The 20,218-nt window shown below is 74.0% G+C and carries 16 protein-coding genes; 7 read left to right on the forward strand and 9 right to left on the reverse strand.

Going from position 1 to position 20,218, the window contains the following annotated elements:
• The first annotated feature begins 5 nt into the window (after positions 1-5).
• Together tilS and KBX37_RS02365 are read left to right on the forward strand one after the other, a co-directional pair.
• A complete protein-coding gene (tilS, locus tag KBX37_RS02360) occupies positions 6-1,001 on the forward strand; it encodes a tRNA lysidine(34) synthetase TilS (RefSeq protein WP_210774136.1) in 996 nt (331 codons plus the stop codon).
• A 133-nt stretch (positions 1,002-1,134) separates the two neighbouring features.
• On the forward strand, positions 1,135-2,769 hold the full coding sequence (locus KBX37_RS02365; protein ID WP_210774137.1) for a gamma-glutamyltransferase family protein: 1,635 nt from the start codon (positions 1,135-1,137) through the stop codon (positions 2,767-2,769).
• 11 nt (positions 2,770-2,780) lie between these two features.
• On the opposite strand, the gene KBX37_RS02370 is transcribed toward KBX37_RS02365, so the two are convergent.
• Positions 2,781-3,743, reverse strand: coding sequence for a GlxA family transcriptional regulator (locus KBX37_RS02370; protein WP_210774139.1), 963 nt, complete (start codon positions 3,741-3,743; stop codon positions 2,781-2,783).
• A gap of 150 nt (positions 3,744-3,893) precedes the next feature.
• Between KBX37_RS02370 and KBX37_RS02375 the strand changes: the two genes are divergently transcribed.
• The 4 genes from KBX37_RS02375 to folE all read left to right on the forward strand — a co-directional run bounded on the left by KBX37_RS02375 (position 3,894) and on the right by folE (position 7,851).
• Positions 3,894-4,031 carry a hypothetical protein gene (locus KBX37_RS02375; RefSeq protein WP_210774141.1) on the forward strand — a complete coding sequence of 46 codons (138 nt, stop codon included), beginning with the start codon at positions 3,894-3,896 and terminating at the stop codon, positions 4,029-4,031.
• A gap of 100 nt (positions 4,032-4,131) precedes the next feature.
• Positions 4,132-4,707, forward strand: a complete 576-nt coding sequence (gene hpt / locus KBX37_RS02380) for a hypoxanthine phosphoribosyltransferase (protein ID WP_088959929.1) — start codon at positions 4,132-4,134, stop codon at positions 4,705-4,707.
• A 439-nt stretch (positions 4,708-5,146) separates the two neighbouring features.
• Positions 5,147-7,150 (forward strand): ATP-dependent zinc metalloprotease FtsH, encoded by a 2,004-nt coding sequence (gene ftsH, locus KBX37_RS02385; protein WP_210774144.1) that lies wholly within the window; start codon positions 5,147-5,149, stop codon positions 7,148-7,150.
• A 35-nt stretch (positions 7,151-7,185) separates the two neighbouring features.
• Positions 7,186-7,851, forward strand: coding sequence for a GTP cyclohydrolase I FolE (folE, locus tag KBX37_RS02390; RefSeq protein ID WP_210774414.1), 666 nt, complete (start codon positions 7,186-7,188; stop codon positions 7,849-7,851).
• A 59-nt stretch (positions 7,852-7,910) separates the two neighbouring features.
• Here the strand turns inward: folE and KBX37_RS02395 are convergent, their stop codons facing one another.
• Both KBX37_RS02395 and KBX37_RS02400 read right to left on the reverse strand, forming a co-directional pair.
• The gene (locus KBX37_RS02395; protein ID WP_374103637.1) at positions 7,911-8,615 is read right to left on the reverse strand and encodes a hypothetical protein; all 705 of its coding nucleotides are present in this window, start codon (positions 8,613-8,615) and stop codon (positions 7,911-7,913) included.
• 26 nt (positions 8,616-8,641) lie between these two features.
• The gene (locus KBX37_RS02400; RefSeq protein WP_210774146.1) at positions 8,642-11,209 is read right to left on the reverse strand and encodes an FtsK/SpoIIIE domain-containing protein; all 2,568 of its coding nucleotides are present in this window, start codon (positions 11,207-11,209) and stop codon (positions 8,642-8,644) included.
• 202 nt (positions 11,210-11,411) lie between these two features.
• Between KBX37_RS02400 and KBX37_RS02405 the strand changes: the two genes are divergently transcribed.
• Entirely contained in the window at positions 11,412-11,975 is a 564-nt protein-coding gene (locus KBX37_RS02405) for a hypothetical protein (RefSeq protein ID WP_210774416.1), read from the forward strand.
• Between the two features lie 6 nt (positions 11,976-11,981).
• Here KBX37_RS02405 and KBX37_RS02410 read toward each other — a convergent pair whose 3' ends face one another.
• From KBX37_RS02410 to KBX37_RS02435, 6 genes are read right to left on the reverse strand one after another with little or no spacing between them, the layout of a single operon-like run.
• Positions 11,982-12,584 carry a hypothetical protein gene (locus KBX37_RS02410; RefSeq protein WP_210774148.1) on the reverse strand — a complete coding sequence of 201 codons (603 nt, stop codon included), beginning with the start codon at positions 12,582-12,584 and terminating at the stop codon, positions 11,982-11,984.
• On the reverse strand, positions 12,581-13,780 hold the full coding sequence (locus tag KBX37_RS02415) for a M23 family metallopeptidase (protein ID WP_210774150.1): 1,200 nt from the start codon (positions 13,778-13,780) through the stop codon (positions 12,581-12,583). Before KBX37_RS02415 ends, KBX37_RS02410 begins: the two co-directional genes overlap by 4 nt.
• Entirely contained in the window at positions 13,777-14,334 is a 558-nt protein-coding gene (locus tag KBX37_RS02420; protein ID WP_210774152.1) for a hypothetical protein, read from the reverse strand. Before KBX37_RS02420 ends, KBX37_RS02415 begins: the two co-directional genes overlap by 4 nt.
• Positions 14,331-16,286 carry an MFS transporter gene (locus tag KBX37_RS02425; protein WP_210774154.1) on the reverse strand — a complete coding sequence of 652 codons (1,956 nt, stop codon included), beginning with the start codon at positions 16,284-16,286 and terminating at the stop codon, positions 14,331-14,333. The genes KBX37_RS02420 and KBX37_RS02425 overlap by 4 nt, the downstream gene beginning before the upstream one ends.
• A gap of 1 nt (position 16,287) precedes the next feature.
• Positions 16,288-19,794 (reverse strand): ATP-binding protein, encoded by a 3,507-nt coding sequence (locus tag KBX37_RS02430; RefSeq protein ID WP_210774156.1) that lies wholly within the window; start codon positions 19,792-19,794, stop codon positions 16,288-16,290.
• 49 nt (positions 19,795-19,843) lie between these two features.
• Positions 19,844-20,206: a hypothetical protein gene (locus KBX37_RS02435; RefSeq protein ID WP_067302246.1), complete on the reverse strand. Its 363-nt coding sequence runs from the start codon at positions 20,204-20,206 to the stop codon at positions 19,844-19,846.
• Between the last annotated feature and the right edge of the window lie 12 nt (positions 20,207-20,218).

A 20,218-nucleotide genomic window follows, 5' to 3' on the forward strand; every position in this document is an offset into this window, starting at 1 on the left:
CGGCCGTGGCCGCCCTCGCCCCGCCGGTCGCCGCGATCCGGATCGCCGTCCGTCGCGCGCTGACTGCGCTGCCGGCCGACGGGCCGGTGCTGGTGGCCTGCTCCGGCGGGGCCGACTCGCTCGCCCTGGCCGCCGCGACCGCCTTCGTGGCGCCCCGGCTCGGCCGGCGGGCCGGGCTGGTGACCGTGGACCACGGGTTGCAGGAGGGCTCCGCCGGGCGGGCCGAGGCGGTGGCCCGGTGGGCCGTCGAGGCCGGTCTCGACCCGGTCGAGGCGGTGCCGGTGACCGTGGCCGGACGCCCCGGCGGCCCGGAGGCGGCCGCCCGCGAGGCCCGTTACCAGGCGCTGGTCGACGCCGCCCGGCGACACCGCGCGGCGGCGTTGCTGGTCGGGCACACCCGCGACGATCAGGCCGAGACGGTGCTGCTCGCGCTGGCCCGGGGTGCCGGACCGCGCGGACTGGCCGGCATGCCCGAGCGCCGCGAGCTGGACGGGGTGCCGCTGCTGCGGCCGCTGCTCGACGTCACCCGGGACGACACCCGCAAGGCGTGCGCCGCGCTCGGGCTGACCCCGTGGGAGGACCCGCACAACGCCGACCCCTCGTACGCCCGCGCCCGGGTGCGCGCCGACGTGCTGCCGGTGCTGCTGCGGGCGCTCGGCTTGGGGGTGCTGGACAACCTGGCCCGGACCGCCCGGCTGGTGGCCGCCGACACCGCCGCCCTGGACGACCTGGCCGCTGCCGCGCTCGCCGCCCCGGCCGGGGTACGGGCCGTCGACGGGGGACTCTCCGTGGCGGCCCTGGCCGCGCTGGCCCCGGCGGTGCGTACCCGGGTGCTGCACGCCTGGGCCCGGGAACTGGGCGCTTCTCCAGCGGCGCTGTCGCACCGGCACGTGGCGGCGTTGGACGCGCTGGTCACCGACTGGCGCGGGCAGGGCGCGACGCACCTGCCGGACGGGCTGCGGGTGGCCCGCCGCGCCGGCCGCCTGCTCCGGGTCGACTGAGGCGGGGCCGTGGCCGCCCGCCGAGCCATGATCGGATGACGGTTTCCAAGGTCGTCCCGGTTCCCGTGTTCCGATCACGGGGGAGGCGAGGCGGGCCCTCCCCGGGAGCCGCCGGAGGCGGTAGACATGGCGGATGGCGTACCCCCGACAGCCGCTCCATGCCCCTAACGGTGCCGTCGCGACCAGCCAGCCGCTCGCCGCGGCCGCAGGTCTGGCCGTGCTGCGGCGCGGCGGCAACGCCGTCGACGCCGCGCTGGCCACGGCGATCGCGCTCACCGTGGTGCAGCCGCCCTCCAACGACATCGGCGGTGACCTGTTCGCGATCGTCTGGGACGGCGAGCGGCTGCACGGGTTGAACGCCTCCGGCCGGTCCCCGGCCGCGCTGACCCGGGAGGTGGTGCTCACCGCGACCGCAGGGCGCGCGCCGGCGGCGGTGGACGCGCTCGGCGGCGCGCAGGCCCGCGGTCCGGCGATGCCGGCCCGGGGCTGGTTGCCGGTGACCGTGCCCGGCGCGCCGGCTGGCTGGCGGGACCTGCACGACCGGTTCGGGTCGCTGCCCTTCGCGGACCTCTTCACCGACGCGATCTCCTACGCCGAGCACGGCTACCCGGTCGCCACCGGCACCGCCGCCACCTGGGACCGGGCGCTGGCCGCGCGGGTCGAGCCGGGCGGCGAGGAGTACGCCGAGTTCGACCGGGTGTTCACCATCGACGGGCGGGCGCCGCGCCCCGGCGAGCGGTGGCGCAACCCGGACGCCGCCCGCACCCTGCGCCGCATCGCCGAGACCGGCGCGGAGGACTTCTACCGGGGCGACATCGCCGCGGCGCTCGACGGGCACGCCGCCCGCACGGGTGGCCTGCTCACCGGCGACGACCTGGCCCGGCACGCCTCCACCTGGGTGGACCCGGTCGGCGCCAACTACCGGGGGCACGAGGTCTGGGAACTGCCGCCCAACGGGCAGGGGATCGCCGCCCTGCTCGCGCTGAACATCCTGGACGGCACGGATTTCGCCGCGCTCGACGCCGGGGAGCGGCTGCACCGCCAGATCGAGGCGGTCAAGCTCGGCTTCGCCGACGCCCACGCCCACGTGGCCGACCCGGAGCGGGCCCCGGTGCCGACCGCCGCCCTGCTCGACCCCGGCTACGCGGCGGCCCGGCGGGCCCTGATCACCGACCGGGCCGGCGACCCGGTGGCGGGCGACCCGGAGCGGGGCGGCACGGTCTACCTGTGCACCGCCGACGCGGACGGGATGATGGTCAGCCTGATCCAGTCCACCTACCTGGCGTTCGGCTCCCGGGTGGTGCTGCCCGGGCACGGCTTCGCGCTGCAGAACCGGGGCCTCGGTTTCCGTCTCGACCCGGCGCACCCGAACGTGGTCGGGCCGGCCAAGCGGCCCTGCCACACCATCATCCCGGGTTTCCTGACCCGCGACGGCGCGCCGATCGGACCGTTCGGCGTGATGGGCGGGCACATGCAGCCACAGGGGCACGTCCAGCTGGTCTCCGCCGCGCTGGACGCCGGCCTCGACCCGCAGGCCGCGCTGGACGCTCCCCGCTGGTACTGGCACGCCGGCCGGACCCTGCTGGTCGAGCCGGCGCTGGCGGCGGTGCCCGGCCTGGTCGCGGGGTTGCGCTCGCGGGGGCACGAGGTCACCGTCGCGGAGGAGCCTTCGGTCTTCGGGTACGGGCAGGCGGTGTGGCGTGCTTCGTCCGGCGGGTACGTGGTGGGGTCGGAGTCGCGCGTGGACGGGGCTGCTGTCGGGTTCTGATCCTCGCGTCGTCAGGTGGTGGTGACCCGGTCGCGGAAGGTGGTGCGGTAGGCGTGCGGGGTGGTGCCGACGCGGCGGGTGAAGTGGTGGCGTAGCGCGGCGGCGTCGCCGAAGCCGGCCCGGTCGGCGACGGTGTCGACGCTGAGCTTGGTCTCCTCCAGCAGCCGGCGGGCCAGCAGCACGCGCTGGTTGGTGAGCCAGTCGTGCGGGGTGGTGCCGGTCTCGGCCCGGAACCGGCGGGCGAAGGTCCGCGCCGACATGCCGGCCCGGGCGGCCAGTTCGTCCACCGTGGTCGGCCGGTCCAGGTGCCCGATCAGCCAGCTCAGCACCGGCTCCAGCGTGGGGGCCTCCGGGGTGACCGGGATCGGCGCCTCGACGTACTGGGACTGGCCGCCGTCGCGGTGCGGGGGGACGACCATCCGGCGGGCCAGCCGGGTGGCGGTGGCGGAGCCGTGCTCCTGGCGTACCAGGTGCAGGCAGGCGTCGATGCCGGCGGCGGTGCCGGCGCTGGTGAGCACCCGCCCGTCGGCGACGTAGAGCGAGTTGCATCGGACCCGGGCCGCCGGGTGGCGGCGTTGCAGCTCGTCGACGTACCGCCAGTGGGTGGTGCACTCGCGTCCGTCGAGCAGCCCGGCGGCGCCCAGCACGAACGCGCCCGAGCAGACGCTGAGCAGGTACGCCCCCCGGTCGGCCGCCCGGCGCAGCGCGTCCAGCACCGGCTCGGGCACCGCGCAGCCCTGGCTGTGCGCCGGCACGGCGACCAGGTCGGCCTCCTCGACCGGGCCGAGGTCGGCGTGCGGGGTCAGCCCGAAGCCGGCGGAGGTGCGGACGGGGCCGCCGTCGGCGGTGCAGACGGCGAACCGGTAGCCGGGGAACCCGTCCGCAGTGCGGTCGGTGCCGAAGACCTCGGCGAGCACGCCGAGCTCGAACGGGGCGACCTTGTCCAGCGCGAGGACGGCGACGGATCGGAGCATGTGACGAGGGTAACCCCGTTGGTGGCAGAAAGTCGAGGGGCGATGGCATTCCTGCCACTGTCCGGCTCCGCGTGGCGGGCGGAAACTGGTACCAGTCCGGTGCGCACCGGCGGCGATAACAGTCCAAACAACGCGAAAGCGAGCGCCGCCATGGAACTCCTGCTGCTTCTGCTCTTCCTCGTCGGCCTGGCCGTCGCCTCGGCCGCCGGCCTCACCGCGGACAGCCACGACTCGGCCGACTGGAAGCCGACCGACCAGGGCCGCCGCTGGCAGTCCCGCACCTGCTGAGGTGATTGGCCTGGATTGCCGAAAAAATCCCTGGCGGGACCGCTCCGAAAGGGGCGGCCCCGCCGACGGAGGCCAGCCGGCGTACGGCAGGCTAGGAGTCATGGCTGACGGCTCCTGGTACGACGCCGACATCGATCACGTGATCATCTCCGAGGCGCAGATCCGCGAGAAGACCGCGGAACTGGCCAAGCAGGTCTCGGCGGATTACGCCGGCGTCGAGGACGGACTCCTGCTCGTCTGCGTGCTCAAGGGCGCGATCATGTTCATGGCCGACTTCGCCCGGGCGCTGGGCCGGAACGGTCCGCCGGCCGAGCTGGACTTCATGGCCATCTCCTCGTACGGCCAGGGCACCACCTCGTCCGGCGTGGTCCGCATCCTCAAGGACCTGGACCGGGACATCGCCGGCCGGCACGTGGTGGTGGTCGAGGACATCGTCGACTCCGGGCTGACCCTCTCCTGGCTGCTTCGCTACCTGGAGTCCCGCTCCGCGGCCAGCGTCGAGGTGGTCGCCCTGTTCCGCAAGCCGGACGCGGTGAAGGTCCCCGTCCCGGTGAAGTACGTCGGCTTCGACATCCCGACCGAGTTCGTGGTCGGCTACGGCCTCGACTTCGGCGAGCGCTACCGCGAGCTGCCCTACGTCGGCGTGCTCAAGCCGGAGGTCTACGCCCGGGCCTGAGCCCGTCGCCGGCCGGGTCCGCTCCCGCCGCCGGCCCGGCGGTGGTCCCATCCGGCCGGGCCGAGAGCTGCTCGTATCGGTGTCCATCGAGCGGACGTTCAGCGGGCTCTCAGCAAATCGGACTACGGTAGGTGCCGGTGGCGTGGAGGCAATCTCCACGCCCGACCCCTCGACTGGTGTGTGACCGGCGGTCGGGTGGCCGGGTGCGGAGCTCCCGCCACGCCGGCTGAACCCCGGTTCGCCGTCCGCGTAAGTGCTGGGCTCAGAAGCTCACTCCTGGCGCACACGGTGTACCGTCGAATGACCGCGGCGCGGCAGTTCGCGCCTCGGGGTCGAGGCCGGCCCGCACGGCGGCTCGGCGCCGCCAATGCGGCGACACCATTCAGACGGTCAGGACGTCGATCAGGAGGATGCGGGCGTCTCGGCGCTCGACAACAGCATGGAACGTACGCGTTTCTTCCGCCGACCGGTGGTCTGGATCATCCTGGTCATCCTCGGCGCCGTTGTGCTCAGTCAGCTGTTCACCGCTGGTCCCAGCTACCACCGCGTGGACACTTCCGTTGCGCTCGACCAGCTCCACACCGCCAAGATCAACAAGGTCGTCTTCCAGGACAAGGAGCAGACGCTCCAGCTCAACCTGGCCGAGAAGACCAAGTTCGGCGACACCACGACCGACCGTATCGAGGCCCAGTTCCCGTACGAGGTCGGCGACGAGGTCTGGAACGACGTCCTCGCGGCGAAGGCGGCCAACCGGGTCACCGGCCCGGCCGACGCCAAGGTGTCGTCCGACAGCATCTGGGTGAGCCTGCTGGTCAACCTGCTCCCGATCGCCCTGCTGGTGCTCCTGCTGATCTTCTTCATGTCGCAGATGCAGGGCGGCGGCTCCCGGGTGCTCAACTTCGGCAAGTCCAAGGCGAAGATGATCACCAAGGACACGCCGAAGACCACGTTCGCGGACGTGGCGGGGGCCGAGGAGGCCGTCGAGGAGCTGCACGAGATCAAGGACTTCCTGCAGAACCCGGCGAAGTACCAGGCCCTGGGCGCCAAGATCCCCAAGGGCGTGCTGCTCTTCGGCCCGCCCGGTACCGGTAAGACGCTGCTCGCCCGCGCGGTGGCCGGCGAGGCCGGGGTGCCCTTCTACTCGATCTCCGGTTCCGACTTCGTGGAGATGTTCGTCGGTGTCGGCGCCAGCCGGGTCCGCGACCTCTTCGAGCAGGCCAAGGCGAACGCCCCGGCGATCGTCTTCGTCGACGAGATCGACGCCGTCGGCCGGCACCGTGGCGCCGGCATGGGCGGCGGCCACGACGAGCGCGAGCAGACCCTCAACCAGCTGCTCGTCGAGATGGACGGCTTCGACACCAAGGGCGGGGTCATCCTGATCGCCGCCACCAACCGGCCGGACATCCTCGACCCGGCGCTGCTGCGCCCGGGCCGCTTCGACCGGCAGATCCCGGTGGACGCCCCCGACATGGAGGGCCGCAAGGCGATCCTGCGGGTGCACGCCAAGGGCAAGCCGTTCACCCCCGACGTCGACCTCGACTCGGTGGCCCGGCGTACCCCCGGCTTCAGCGGCGCCGACCTCGCCAACGTGATCAACGAGTCGGCACTGCTCACCGCCCGCAAGGACCAGCGGGCGATCACCAACGACTCCCTGGAGGAGTCGATCGACCGGGTGATCGCGGGTCCGCAGCGCCGGACCCGGGTGATGAGCGACCAGGAGAAGAAGATCACCGCGTACCACGAGGGTGGCCACGCGCTGGTCGCCTGGGCGCTGCCGCACGCGGCGCCGGTGCACAAGGTGACCATCCTGTCCCGCGGCCGCTCGCTGGGCCACACCCTGGTCCTGCCGACCGAGGACAAGTACACCCAGACCCGCGCCGAGATGGTCGACACCCTGGCGTACGCGCTGGGTGGCCGGGCCGCCGAGGAGCTGGTCTTCCACGAGCCGACCACCGGCGCCGGCAACGACATCGAGAAGGCCACCCAGCTGGCCCGCGCGATGATCACCCAGTACGGCATGAGCTCCAAGCTCGGTGCGATCAAGTACGGCACCAGCGGCGACGAGCCGTTCCTCGGCCGCAACATGGGCCACGAGCGGGACTACTCCGACGTGGTGGCGGCCGAGATCGACGGCGAGATGCGGGCCCTGATCGAGCTGGCCCACGACGAGGCCTGGGAGATCCTGGTGGAATACCGGGACGTCCTGGACAACATCGTCCTGGAGCTGATGGAGAAGGAGACCCTCTCCACCGCCGACATGGCCCGGATCTGCGCCCGGGTGGCGAAGCGCCCGCCGCTGGCCCCCTACAACGGCTTCGGCAAGCGTCAGCCCTCCACCGAGCCCCCGGTGCTCACCCCGGCCGAGAAGGACAAGCTCAAGGCCCAGGCGCAGGCCGACGGCGCATCGGTCGGCGGCTCGAACAACTCGGACGGTACCCACTGAACACGGACGCCGCGGCCAGCCCCGAGAACTCGGGGCTGGCCGCCTCGTCGACCGAGCCCGACGGCGACGAGGCCCTGGACTACGTAGCGGCCCGGCTGATCAGCGGCAAGCTGACCGGCCGCCCGATCGAGGACACCATGGACCTCGCCCGGATCGAGAAGGCCGTCCGCGAGATCCTCATCGCGGTCGGGGAGGACCCCGACCGGGACGGACTCCAGCAGACCCCGGCCCGGGTGGCCCGGGCGTACGCGGAACTCTTCGCCGGCCTCCGGGTCGACCCGGCCCAGGTGCTCAGCACCACCTTCGAGGCCAACCACCAGGAGCTGGTGCTCGTCCGGGACATCGACGTGATGAGCCTCTGCGAGCACCACCTGCTGCCGTTCCGGGGCAGCGCGCACATCGGCTACATCCCCGGGCCGGACGGCCGGATCACCGGCCTGTCCAAGCTGGCCCGGCTGGTCGAGGTCTTCGCCCGCCGCCCGCAGGTCCAGGAGCGGCTCACCTCGCAGATCGCCGACCTGCTGATGAGCAAGCTGGCGCCGCGCGGCGTCGTCGTGGTGCTCGAGTGCGAGCACATGTGCATGGCGATGCGCGGCATCCAGAAGAGTGGCGCCAAGACCATCACCTCCGCGGTGCGGGGCACCCTCCAGCACGACGCGAAGTCGCGGGCCGAGGCGATGGCCCTGATCATCCCGCGCTGACCCGTAGCATCCCGACCGGCCGCGTCGCCCCCTTGTGGGGGCGGGGCGGCCGTCGCGTCTCAGCCGGCCAGCAGCGCCAGCATGATCACGCTGGCCGTCACCACCGCCGGGACCAGGCAGGTCAGCGCCCCCAGCCGGGGCGTCCGGTCCAACCGCTCGCCAGGGCGCGGCGGGAAGAGCCGACCCACCGCCACCCAGCCCGCCCCGAACGCGACCGCCGGCATCGGCAGCCCGACGATCAGCGCCACCAGGCTCGCCGCGCCCGCCCCGGCGACCGCGAGGACGATCAGCTGGACCATCGGCACCAGCAGCGCCAGCGGGCCGTACACCAGCAGGTTGCGCGCCCGGGGCGGCCAGGCCGCCGGTCGCAGCGGACCCCGCGCGGCCAGCGTCGCGTCGGCCGCGTCCGCCCAGCCGCGGGCCACCCGCAACGCCGCCAGCACGGCGGCCGGACCGCCGACCATCGACCGGGCCGCCTCGGTCAGCTCCGGCGGCGTGGGGGTCAGCGTGATCGCCGGTACGCCCAGCTCCCGCAGCCCGGACTGCTGCGGCGCCAGCCGGGCGTGCAGCCCGGCCAGCTCCTCCCGGGCCGCCTCCACCGCCCGGGCCTGCTCGGCGGCAGCGGTGGCGGCGGCGCGGCGTACCCCGTCCAGCTGCCGCGCGGCGGCCAGGTAGTCCGTCCAGGCGGCGGCCACCGCGCCGACCGGCTCGTTCCCGATCCGCTGCCGGACCGGCGCCGCCGGGGACGCCTCGTCGACGCCCACCGCGCGGGCCCGCTCGTCGCGCCCGCTCACGCCGGCTCCTCCCCGTCCGCGAACGGCACCAGCACCGTGCCCCGCTCACCCGGACCGTCCCAGAGCACCACCCGGCCGGGGCGGGGCCGCCACTCCACCGGTCGCCCGAACACCGCGCCGAGCATCGCCCCCGGCACGTCCACCGCGGCGACCGCGGCCAGCTTGTCGACCTCACCGTCCGGCTCCAGCAGCGCCGCGAACGGCGGCACCGTCCGCCACCAGCCCAGTAGATGGATACCCGTCGGCGGACCCTCGCGCAGCAACGTGCGCAACCGCTCCACCGGCAACTCCTCCGCCGTCGCCAGGTCCACCCCGAACACCACCAGGTACGCCGGCCCGTCGCCGTCCATCGCCGCCAGCAGACCCGCCGCGTCGACCGTCTTCACCCGCTGCCGCTGCGACAGCTCGGTCGCCAACCCGGCCGCCAGCGCGGCGGACCCCTCGGCCAGCGGCGCGAGCATGAACCGGGCGGCACCCGGCGGATGGTGGGCAGCGGTGCTCCGCGCGGCGTTCGCCAGCAGCCGGGCCGCCCCCGTACCCGCCCCGAGGACCGCGAGGTTGCGGCCGGCCACCGGGCCGAGCGGGACGGCGACCGTCGTCCGGGCCACGTCTACCGCCCGGCCGAGCAGAGCGGCCGGCCCACCGGCCCGGCCGGCCAGGGCGGCCCGCAGCCGGGGGTCGTTGCGGAGCAGCGGCCGGGCCCAGCCCGCGAAGACCACCGGCGGGATGGTCCCCTCCGGGCGGGCCTCGAAGAGCCGGTGCCGGAGCCGCTCGATCGTCTCCGGGGCGTCGTGCGGGTCGGGGAAGCGGACCAACCGCTCGTGACCCCGGGTGGCGCCGCGCGGCCCGCCCAACCCGCCCGCGGTGTTGACCACCGCGCTGCCCACCGCCAGGCCCGCCGCCGCGTCGTTGGTGGGCGCGAGCACCGCCCCGCCCCCGGAGAGCGCCACCCGCACCGGGAACTGGCCCAGCACCGAGTCGCGCGGCGCCGGGCTCGCCCCGATGCCCAGGTCACCCGCGCCGGCCAGCACCAGGTGGATGCCGTACGCGCGCCCGGCGCGGGCCAGGCCGTCCAGCCGGGCGAGCACGTCCGCGGCGACCGGATCCCGGGTCGCCAGCAGCAGCGGGAAGTTGTCGATCACACAGACGATCCGGGGCAGGGACTGGTGCTCCCGCAGCTGCGCGTAGCGTTGCCCGCCGGCCCGGCCGCCCGCCTCCTCCCGCCGGCGGGTCTCCGCCGCCAACTGGTCGAACAGGTCCCGCACGTACTCCGGGTCGGCGGCCATCGCGGCGGCCCGGACCTGCGGCACCCACGAGCGGTCCCGCTCGGTCTGCAGGAACTCCACGAAGGACTCGCCGTCGCCGAGGTCCACCAGGTGCAGCACCAGCTCGTCCGGGCCGTACCGCGCGGCGAGGCCGAGCAGCGCGTTGGTGAGGAACGCCGACCGGCCGGCGTCGGAGCGACCGCTGACCAGCCAGTGCGGCGTCAGCTCGGTGAACCCGACGGTCACCGGCCGCCCGTTCGCGTCGCCGACCGTGGTGGAGAGCCCGTCGGTCGAGCCGGCCTGCCAGAGCGGCTCCTCCGGCGGCGGCAGCAGTTCGGCCAGGCAGAGCCGGGAACCTTCCTCCACCTGCGCGGCCAACCGCCGGCAGACCTGCCCGATCAGGTCCGGCCCCGGGTCCTCGTCCACGAAGACCGGAGAGTTCAAGCCGGCCGGCCCGTCGCCGCCCGGCCCGCCGAACGGGCTGCCGGGCGGATCGCCGAGCAGCGCGTACGCGGTCCGCAGCTCCAGCCGGGTGGCCTCCGGCAGCGGCGGGCGGGCCGCGTACGGGCCGGGTGGGGGCCAGCCGGCGACCACCAGGTGCAGGCCGGCGGGGCGGCCCTGGGCGGCCAGCGCCTCGATCCGGGCCAGGTCGCTCGGTCCGGTCAGCTCCGGCAGCCCGGCGATCACCAGCAGCAGCGTCCGGTCGTGCCGGCGGGGCCGGCCGGTGCCCGGGGAGACCCACTGCTCGGCCTCGGTCAGCACCGCCCGCAGGCCGGCCACGTCCACCGCCGGCGGCGGCAGCAGACCCGCGTCGGCCAGCGGCGCGAAGGACGCGAAGGTGTCGCCCGCGCTCGCGCCGTCCACCGCGCGTACCAGCAGGCAGCCGGCCGGCGTCGCGGCCAGCAGCCGCAGCAGTACGGCCCGGAGCAGGCCGACCGCCCGGGGCTCCCGGGCGTCGACGTCGAGCGTCAGGTGGCCGGCGCCGAGCAGCGGCACCAGCGCGGGGAAGCGCGCGTCGTCCAGTGGGGCCGCGGTGCCGACCCGGACGAACGGCGGGTTCTCCTCGCCGGCCGGGGTGTCCGGCGGCAGGGTGTCCAGCGGGGCACCGGCCCAGCCCGGCGCGAGCACCGCCGCAGCGGTTCGCAGCCGGTCGGCCAGCTCGTACTGCCGGCGCTGGTCGGCGGGGGCCGGGCGGGTCTCGTCGAGCACGCCGGCGGCGGCTACGGCGGTGGCGGCGGCCCGTCGGTGCAGGGCGGCGGCACGGTTCGTCCGCGACTTCGGACCGGCCACCGTGTCCACCCCTCTTTCCGAGGTTGGAAACCTCCCCGAGCCCCGACGGTATCCCAGGTCCGACCGCTCACCCGGGAAGCGCGGCGGTGCGGGACCGTCTTGTCGCAAAGCGTGGCGAACTCTCACGTCACGCGTTCGTCCTGTCACGATCCGCAGGATCTGGGGCATTGGGTGCGGGGCGCTCAGCCGATAGCCTCAGGGGGTGGAATCAGTGCAGCCCCCCGCCGGTTCCCAGGTCTCCCGCGTACCGGCGCAGCGGACCCCGCCGGACCAGTTGGCGCCCCCGGCCGCCCCGCCGGCGCCACAGCAGCCGCCCCGCCGGACCCGCACCGTTCTCACCGTGGTCGCGGGGGTGCTGGCGCTGCTCTGCATGAGCGGTGCGGTGATCGGCTACGTGCTGTACGACCGCGCGACAGCGCCGGACCGCAGCGCCCCGGACGTGGTGGTGGACAACTACCTGCGCGAATATCTGGTCAACCGGAACGACGCGCGGGCCAGCCTGCTCGTCTGTGAGGGGAATGCCGACCTCGGTGCGGTCCGGGCCCTGCGGAGCGAGGCGGAACAGCGCGAGGCCACCTTCAATGTCGTGGTCCGGGTGAGCTGGGGGCCGCTCGTCCGAGCGAAGTCGGCCGACGGTGAATCGGTCAGCACCACCCTGACCATCGCCGGGTCCTCGGACGGACAACAACGCAGCAGCCGGCGGGAGGACTGGACCTTCGAGGTCGTGGACATCAAGGACGGTTGGCGGGTCTGCGGTGCTCGGAAGGGTGCTTGACCGCCCTCACTCGACCCACAAGAGATGCACTGGCACCTCGAGGGTGGTCGGTGGCTGCCCGCGCCAGGCCCACCGGTACCACTCCAGTTCCGGGGTGACCCGGACGCAGATGTCGCCGTCGGCGCCGGAGTAGGTCTCGGTCACCGCGCGCAGATCCCGGTGCTCGACCGAATCCTCGACGTGCACCACCCGCCGGCCGCTGACCGTGTCGGCCTCGAAGGCTGGCGTCGGTATCCGGTGGGCCGGCTCGTCCAACGAGACCAGCCGGATGCCCTGCTCGCGGGCGGCTGCGCCCGGTGACGGGCGCTCGCCGAGCATCTCGACCCAGACCCGCTCCACCGGGATCAACGGCGCGAACACCTCGACCTGGTCGGACTCGGCCCGGTACCACTCGTGCTCGGGGATCACCGGGACGTAGGTGCGGCTGCCCTGCACCACCCGTTCGTCGGCCCGCAGGTCACCCCGCCAGCCCAGGCCCGGCAGCCCGACCAGGACCCGCCGGCCGCGCAGCTCGACCCGCCCGGTGGCGGGCACGATCTCGACCGGCCGGGGGGTCAGCGGCGCCCACTCGGGCTGGCCGGCGAAGGGATCTGGCAAGGGGTCGGTCATCGTGCCGCTTGCCTCGGGCTCGACCCATTGAGGGGCGCCCCCCGCTGTCGCATGAACGGCACCGGGTCGATCGCCCCGAGGGAGCTGCGGTCACTATCCCGGTGCACCTCGAAGTGCAGGTGCGGGCCGGAGGAGTTGCCGCTGCTGCCCACCCGTCCGATGATCTCACCGGCGCGCACCTCCTGACCGGGGACGACCAGCGGCTTCTCCACCATGTGGCAGTAGCGGGAGATGTACCCGCCAGCGTGCAGGATGTCGACGAACCAACCGCAGCCGCCCTTGCCGGGGTAGCCGTCGACGTCGCAGTCGAGCCGGCCCCGGTGGTCGGGGTCGCAGCGCGCCACCAGCACCCGCCCGGTGGCCGCCGCGTGGATCGGCGTGGTCCCCTTCGGCGCGGCGATGTCCACCCCGTTGTGCTGCGGTCGGCTCGCGGTCCGGAAGCCCGAGCCCACTCTGCCGGGGATCGGTGACGTCCAGCCGGAGGCGGCGATCGTCTTGGCGGACGCCCGGTCGCAGACGGTCTTGTCGGCGATCCGCACCGTCCGGGCGGCCCCCTTGGCCAGCGCGTTCACGATCCTGCTGGCGGTGTCCTCGTGCTTGGCGTACGCGTCCGGGTAGGCGCTGATCTGGACCCGCTGGGCGGCGAGAGTCAGCGGGAGCCGCTCCCAACCGTCGACCTTGAGCAACTTCTCGTAGAACTTGCGGGCGGCGTAGTCCGGGCTCATCCGCTGCGCGACGCTGCCCCAGCCGGCCCGCTGCTGAAACAGGCCGACCGAGTCGTGGTCGCGCCCGACCCCCTCGTTGGGGATGTCGCGGGATCCGGCGACGGTGCTGTTCGCCAGGTTGCGTAGGGCCGACTCCTGCATCGCGGTCGCCACCGCGATCACCCAGCCGCGGGGTGGCACCTTCATCTCCTGCCCGACCTTGATGATGACGGCGGCGTTGCGCACTTGGCTGTCGCCGTAGTCGGACATGCGCGGCATCCTGCCGGTGACGTCGATCCGGTGGTCCTCGCCGCACGTCTGTTCCGTGGAGACCCTGCTCTGCTCCTCGCCGCCGAGGTTGGTGAGGAAGAACGCGGCCGTGCCGCCGCCGCAGCAGAGCAGAGTGAAGGTGGCGGTCAGCGCGGTGGCCACGGCGCCGACCCGAAGTCGGCGACGGGGCGGCTGGCCCACCCCCGGCAGCTCGGCAGTCATTCCCGCTCCCAGTCCACGGCGTCCACCAACCAGCGCCCGTCCGGCGCCACCAACTCCAGCCGGAGCCGCCCGGTCTCCAACGGGACCAGCACCTCCGCGAAGGCCTCCGTGCGCGGCCGGAGAACCAGCTCCCCGGTCACCTTCTCCGCCGGCACCCCCGCCGGGTCGGCGCCCGCGAGCTTCTCGGTCAGCCCCGCCGTGGACAGCGGGCGCAGGTCCGAGTGCCACCTCTCCGCCGTGACGGCTGGTCCACCGAGCCACGCCTTGGTGAACCGGTCCGCGGTCTGCTGAGGGGTCAGCTCACCGGGACGCGTGCTGGGGGACGCCGGCACCGGCGTGGCGATGACGCCGTCGTCGCCCTCCGCCGGGTCCACCGTGGTGATGGGCTCGCGTGGGCGGTTGCTGAGTCCGATGGCCGGGTCGACCGGACCGGTCACCAGGCGGGCGGTCCCGATCACCGCGAAGACCAGCACGGCGATCGCGAGCGCGATACCGATCCGGGACCGCAGGACCCGGGTCACCAGGAACTCGATCGCCCGTCGCATCGCCGTCACCGTGCCTCGGAGCGCACCCGAGGGCTGGGCTTGCTGCTGGCCGGGGGGCGCTCGGCCGAGTCGGGTCGGTACACCACGAAGGACGGCGGTTCCTCGGGTACGTCCGGCTCCGTCCAGCTCGCCGGCTGTTGCCGGCGGGGGCGCGGTGCGGAGCGCCGCTCGCCGCCACCGGACCGCACCTCCGGCTGCTCCGCCTCGTCCGCGCGCTCCCGGCCGTCAGGTCTCTCCCGCACGGCGAGGGTGGTGGAGGAATGCGATGGGTCCTCCCGCCGGGCCTCCGGGCGCAGGTTCGACGGTTCCAGCGCCAGCCCGCGGCGCCGGGCGAGGGCGGGTTCGGTCGTGCCGCCCGGCTCCACCACGTCGAGCCGCGCGGCGACCCGCATGTCCCGGAAGAAGCGACGGTGCCAGGAGCCGGCCGAGCTGAACGCCTCGCTGCTGTCCTTGCCGCCGAGCTGGGTGATCCGCCGGTACGGCCGCAGCAGCAGCCAGCCGACCACGCCGCAGAGCCAGACCAGCACCACTTGCAGCCAGCCGGCCAGGGTGGGGGTGCTCATGATCAGGTCCACCGCGAAGAGGTAGATGGCGGCTCCGGTGCCGAAGATGGCGATGTTGAACACCGCCGCGACGACCGCGTTGCCGAGGCGGCGCAGCCCGGCGCTGGCCGGTCTCAGCAGACCGACCGTGCCCAGGATCGGTGCCGCGATCACCGCCCACCGGAAGATCAGGAAGCCGAGCAGCACCAGCAGCGAGGCGGTCAGGTCGAACATCGCGAAGAGCAGCGCGGCCAGCACGGCGATGAAGCCGGATCCGATCCGGTCCATGTCCCGGGTGCCCTTGAGGTACTCGTACGCCTCCGGGTCCTCGGACTTGATCTGAGCGGCGACCCGGGCCCACTGCTGCTGCTTGGCGTTGATGGTCGCCGTCCGGGTGGCCGGGTTCTGCCGGAGCTTCTCCGCCTCCTCCCAGGAGAGCGACTTGGCGTCGTAGAGCGCGGGACCGTACTTCTTGGCGGTCTCGCTGTCCGCCGACCCGAGCGCGCCCCGCAGCCAGTTGCGATAGAGCATCGACTCGGTTGCGGTGTCGCTTGCCCGGACGGCGGGCGGTCGGTTGTCCTTGCACGCCTCCGGGTTCGGGTCGTCGCACTGCCCTGGCGGTGTGTCACGGGACGCGGGCCCCACTGCGTCGTGGACGACGCCGAGAGAGGTGATGAGCGTGCCGTCGGCGATGTTGGCGGACTTGACCGGCCAGGCGGCCAGGGCGGTCACCGCGACCATCACCAGCAGGGCCCACCCGGCCGTGGTCATCGCGTTGCTCATGTCCGACTGGCGGGAGCGCCAGAGCAGGTACAGACCCACCACGCAGAGCGTGACGATGCCGAAGACGCTGAACACCTTCTGGTAGACGGCCTTGGTCGACTTCTCCACCAACGGGTCGGCCCAGCCCCACATCGAGCGCGGGTCCCACGCCCGCTCCCGCAGGGCATTCGAGGCACCGATGATGGCCGTGGCGAACATGAACTCGCCGTTGGCGACCGTCGTCGTGAATTTGTAGTCCGGGTGGAGCACCGACGACGCGCATCCCTCGTCCAGGTCGTAGGTGTTGAAGCTGTAGCCGGCGTAGCCGTAGTCGCTGTAGAGGCCCTTCGGGCCGCCAAGCTTGGAGGAGTCGGGCCTGGAGGCGAACCAGCCTGCGAGCCCCGAATCCGGGGTGGTCGGCACCGGCGCGTTGCGGCACTTCACCTGGTCCTCGCTGACCTGCTGCAGCTTGGCGACGCAGGCGCGGAAGTCGGCCTGCCACTCCTTGGTGCTGCACAGTTCCGCTGCCGCCTGGGCCGTCACCGGCGGGGCCGCCGCGGCCGGTGTCGCCCCGACCACCGGCCAGGCGATCGTGGCACCGGCGAGTACGCCGATCGCGAGGAGGAGCGCCGCGATCCGTGCCCGGGCCCTCGCCATGTCACGCCTCCAGGTCAGCCAGGACGGTCGGCAGTTGCCCGGCCACCTGGGCGACCCCGGCGGGGGTGGTGTCCAGGTGTGCCAGCAGACCTTCGACGTACGACACGTCGACCCGGACCTTCTGCACCCGGCCGTCCACGTCGCGCATCACGAACTCGCGGAAGCCGAGCCGGTCGGCCGAGGTGGCGTCCACGGCCGAGAGGGAGGCGAGGGTGGCCTCGTACCCGTCGTCGACCGGCACCCGGAGCAGCCGCAGCGCCTCGGAGGCGATCTCGGCGTCCTCGGCGATCCGCCCGACGAAGACGGTGGAGACGAGGTTCTGCACGTCGAGGCCGAGGATGTCCTTCGGGTTCTGCGAGGCGACCAGGGCGGCGAGGTTCCACTTGCGGGAGTCCCGGGCGAGCCGGACCAGGAACGACCGGCCGGAGCGCCAGCCCTCCATGAAGTGCGCCTCGTCCAGGCCGACCAGCTTGCGCGACGACATCGACCCGCCGTAGCAGCGGCGCACCGCGAGCCGGTGCGCGGTGTGCAGCATCGGCAGGGCCAGCGCCTCCTCGGCGGACCAGTACTCTCGCTCGATCTTGAGGTCGGGGAGCCGGAGGCCGGCCATGGTGATCACGGTGAGCGCCGCGTCGGCGCCGAGCAGCCCCTCCGGCGGACGGCCGAAGAAGAGCATCGCCAGCGGCATCTCGGCGGTGTCGAGCAGCAGGTTGGCCAGCTCCCGGCCGGCGTCGTCGTCCATCCCCTGCAGGCAGGCGACCACGTCGTCCAGGGTGGAGGTCTCCTCCGCCGGCACCTGGCGTACGGCATGCCGGAACAGGGTCGCGGTGGACGCCTCGCGGGCCACCTGCGGCGGCACCAGCATCATGCAGATGTCCTGCACGAGCATCCGGCGCTCGGCCCGGGCGTTGGAGACCGCGATCTCGAACTCCCGGTCGCCCGCCGCGCCACCGCCGAATTCGCTGCGCAGCGGGGTGGGGATGAGCGAGTACGGTGCCAGCGTCCCGTGCTCCGACCCGGTCAGGTTGAGCACCCGTGCGTACGGTCGCAGCTCCGGCATCGCGCAGAGCCGGGCCAGCGGGCCGGACGGGTCCAGCAGGGTCACCTGCACCCCGCGCCGCGCGGCCAGGTAGCCGAGGGCGCCGAGCAGGGTCGACTTGCCACCACCGGGTTCGGCGACGAAGACCGCCAGGCCGGAGCGTTCCCGGACCTCCATCGGGAAGTGCAGGTCGAGGAAGACCGGGCGGCGGCAGGTGCCGGCGGTACGCCCGATCAGGTCGCCCCGGCGGTCGCCGACGGTGGAGGCGGCCTGCGGCAGCGCGGCGGCGAGCAGGTTGACCGGCATCCGCCGGACGTAGCCGGTGTTGGCGATCGGCTCGCCGGGGATGAACTCGCGGGCCAGCCAGTCCTGGTTCTTCGGGTGTTGCAGCGAGATGCGCAGCTCGCGGGAGTAGAGCTGGATGAGCCGGCGGGCCCGTTCCAGGCACTCCTCCCTGGTCCGGCCGCCGACCGCGATCCGGTGCCAGCCGTGCGCGCGGGCCGAGTCCACCGGCAGGCCGGTGGTCATCTCGTCACCGATCACCAGCGCCCGCTTGGCCAGTCGCTCCAGCTCGGGCGGGGCGTCGATGCCGTGCTCGGCGTAGTCGAGCTGCTGCGAGCGGATCATCCGCAGCCGGTGCTCGAGGTTACGGAAGGAGTCGCCGGAGCCGAGGATGTCGACCCGGGTGGAGATCTCCATCGGCCAGGGCAGCCGCTCGTGGAAGTGCAGCCACGGCTCGTGCCGCTCGGGGATCTCCAGCGGCTCCATCCGGCCGACGGCGAGCACGGCCACGTGCCGCTCCTCGCCGGACATCCGGTTGACCAGCTTCACGGTGGAGCCGTACGGGGTGCGGTAGCGCTCGACCTGCTCGGTGAGGGCGAGCAGGTCACCCCGCTCCCACCGGCCGTTGGTCACCGGGGAGAGCGTGCCGGGCGGGGCCATGCAGAGCGCGACCGAGCGGTAGAGCAGCCATTCCAGTTCCTGCGCGGTGACCCGGCGGCCGCGCATGCCGAACGCGCCCAGCACCTCGTCGAACTGCTCGACGGTGCGGCCGAGCCTGCGGCGCTCGCCGTCGGCGGTGCCCCGGCCGAAGGTGCGCAGCAGCCGCTCGGTGAGCGAGTCGCCGAGCGAGCGCCGGGCGAAGGTGACGCCGAGGTAGGTCTGCCCCTCGGCGTGGTTGACCGACATCAGGTGCCGCTGGGCGGCGACCAGGTGGTCGGCCCAGCCGGGCGTGCCGGGGACGTCAGGCAGCGGCGCGGCCGTGTGCGCGTCGATGGTGCGGGCCCACTCGTCGGCCGGGAAGGGGCGGGTGGTGCGGCGCAGGTGCAGCCGGAACCCGGCCAGGCCGGCGTACTGCTCCGAGATCGCCGAGAGCAGCGCCTCCCGTTCGGCGTCCGGGCGGAACGCCCAGCGCACCTCGGGCAGCCAGTACCAGGCGGTGACGGTGTTGGGGGTGAAGGTCAGGTGGCCGGCGATCTCGGTGATCGCCAGGTCGATCGACGGGTCCCGGTCACCGAACTTGATCTTCGGAGGGCGTACCCGGACGGGCTTGGCGGGGGTGCGCCGGCTGGCCGCGCGCTGGCGCGGCGGCGCCAGCTCCCGGGACGTCCGTTCCGCCGGTTCCTGCGGCCCGGGCTCGGCCAGCTCGCGCCGGCCCGGTTCGGCGATCGCGTGCCGGGCCGGCTCCTCGATCTCGCGTCGCGACGACCCGGCGGGCGCCGACCGGGGCAGTTCCTCCGGCTCCGGCCACTCCGGCTCGGTCGGCTCGGCCGGCTCGGGACGGACCGGTGCGACGGTCTCCCGGCGGGCCCGCGCGGCGGCCTCCCGCCGGGCCCGTTCGACGGCCTCCCGCCGGCTGCGTTCGGTGGCCTCGCGCGCGGTCAGCGGCTCGGCGGGCAGCGCGCGCGGCAGGCGCGCCGCCGGCGTCTCCACCGGTCGGTCCGCGACCGGCTCGGCCTCCGCCGGCGGGCGCAGCACGGGCAGGCGGTCGCCGGGCTGGTGCGGGACGCGGGTGCGGGTGGGGCGGTCGGCGGCCGGTGCCTCGATCGCCGCCGGCGGCTCCGGCGCGATGGCCGGCTGCGGCGGGGCCGAGGCCGGGGGCGCTCCCGGCTGGTGGGGGATCGGCGGGTGCTCGCGGCCCCGGCGCGGGGACGACACCGGGGGCGGCGGGCCGGGGCGCGGCGGCGCGCCGGGGCCGCCGAAGAGGTCGAGGAACGGGGAGTCGATGTCGGTGCCGTCGCCGACGAGCATCGGCGGGCCCGGCTCGACCGGCGGTACGCCCCAGCCGTTCGTCGGCCGCGGCGGCTGGAAGACGCCGACGCCACCCTGCCCGGGACTGGTCACCAGGACCGGGTCGGACGGCTGCTCGTCCTGGATCTCCTCCTCCGGGTAGTCGAGCGACCGCGCACGGTTACCGTGCGGGGCGCTGTGCCGTCCGGCCGGGAAACCCGGCGTGGAAGAGCGACTCATGCGACCGCCTCACCCGCGTGGTTCGACTGCCCGATCGACGTACGCCCGGTCATGCCAGTTCCTCCCGGATCCTGATCCGGCTGCCGACCAGGCGGGGGTCCCGCAGCTCGGCGGCCGGCTCCCGGGTGCGTCGCCAGTCGGTCAGAGCGGTGCGGATGACCATCCGCGCCGGCCGGTCCGGGTCGACGTACCGGAAGATGAACGAGGTGCTCACGATGGCGAGCGCGATCTCCCAGGCGGGGAAGAGCTCGACCTGCAGCGTGAACAGCCAGTGGATGAACATGTAGAGGGGTACGAGCAGCATGAACAGGCCGTACTGGGCGTACGGCAGGTGGACGGGAAGGGTGTAGCCGGGCGGCCCGAGGTAGACCAGGCGAGCCCGGTAGATGTCGTCGTCGGTGCGCAGCCGCATGTCTCGCCCGGG

Source organism: Micromonospora sp. U56, from assembly GCF_018070095.1.
Lineage (GTDB): Bacteria > Actinomycetota > Actinomycetes > Mycobacteriales > Micromonosporaceae > Micromonospora > Micromonospora purpureochromogenes.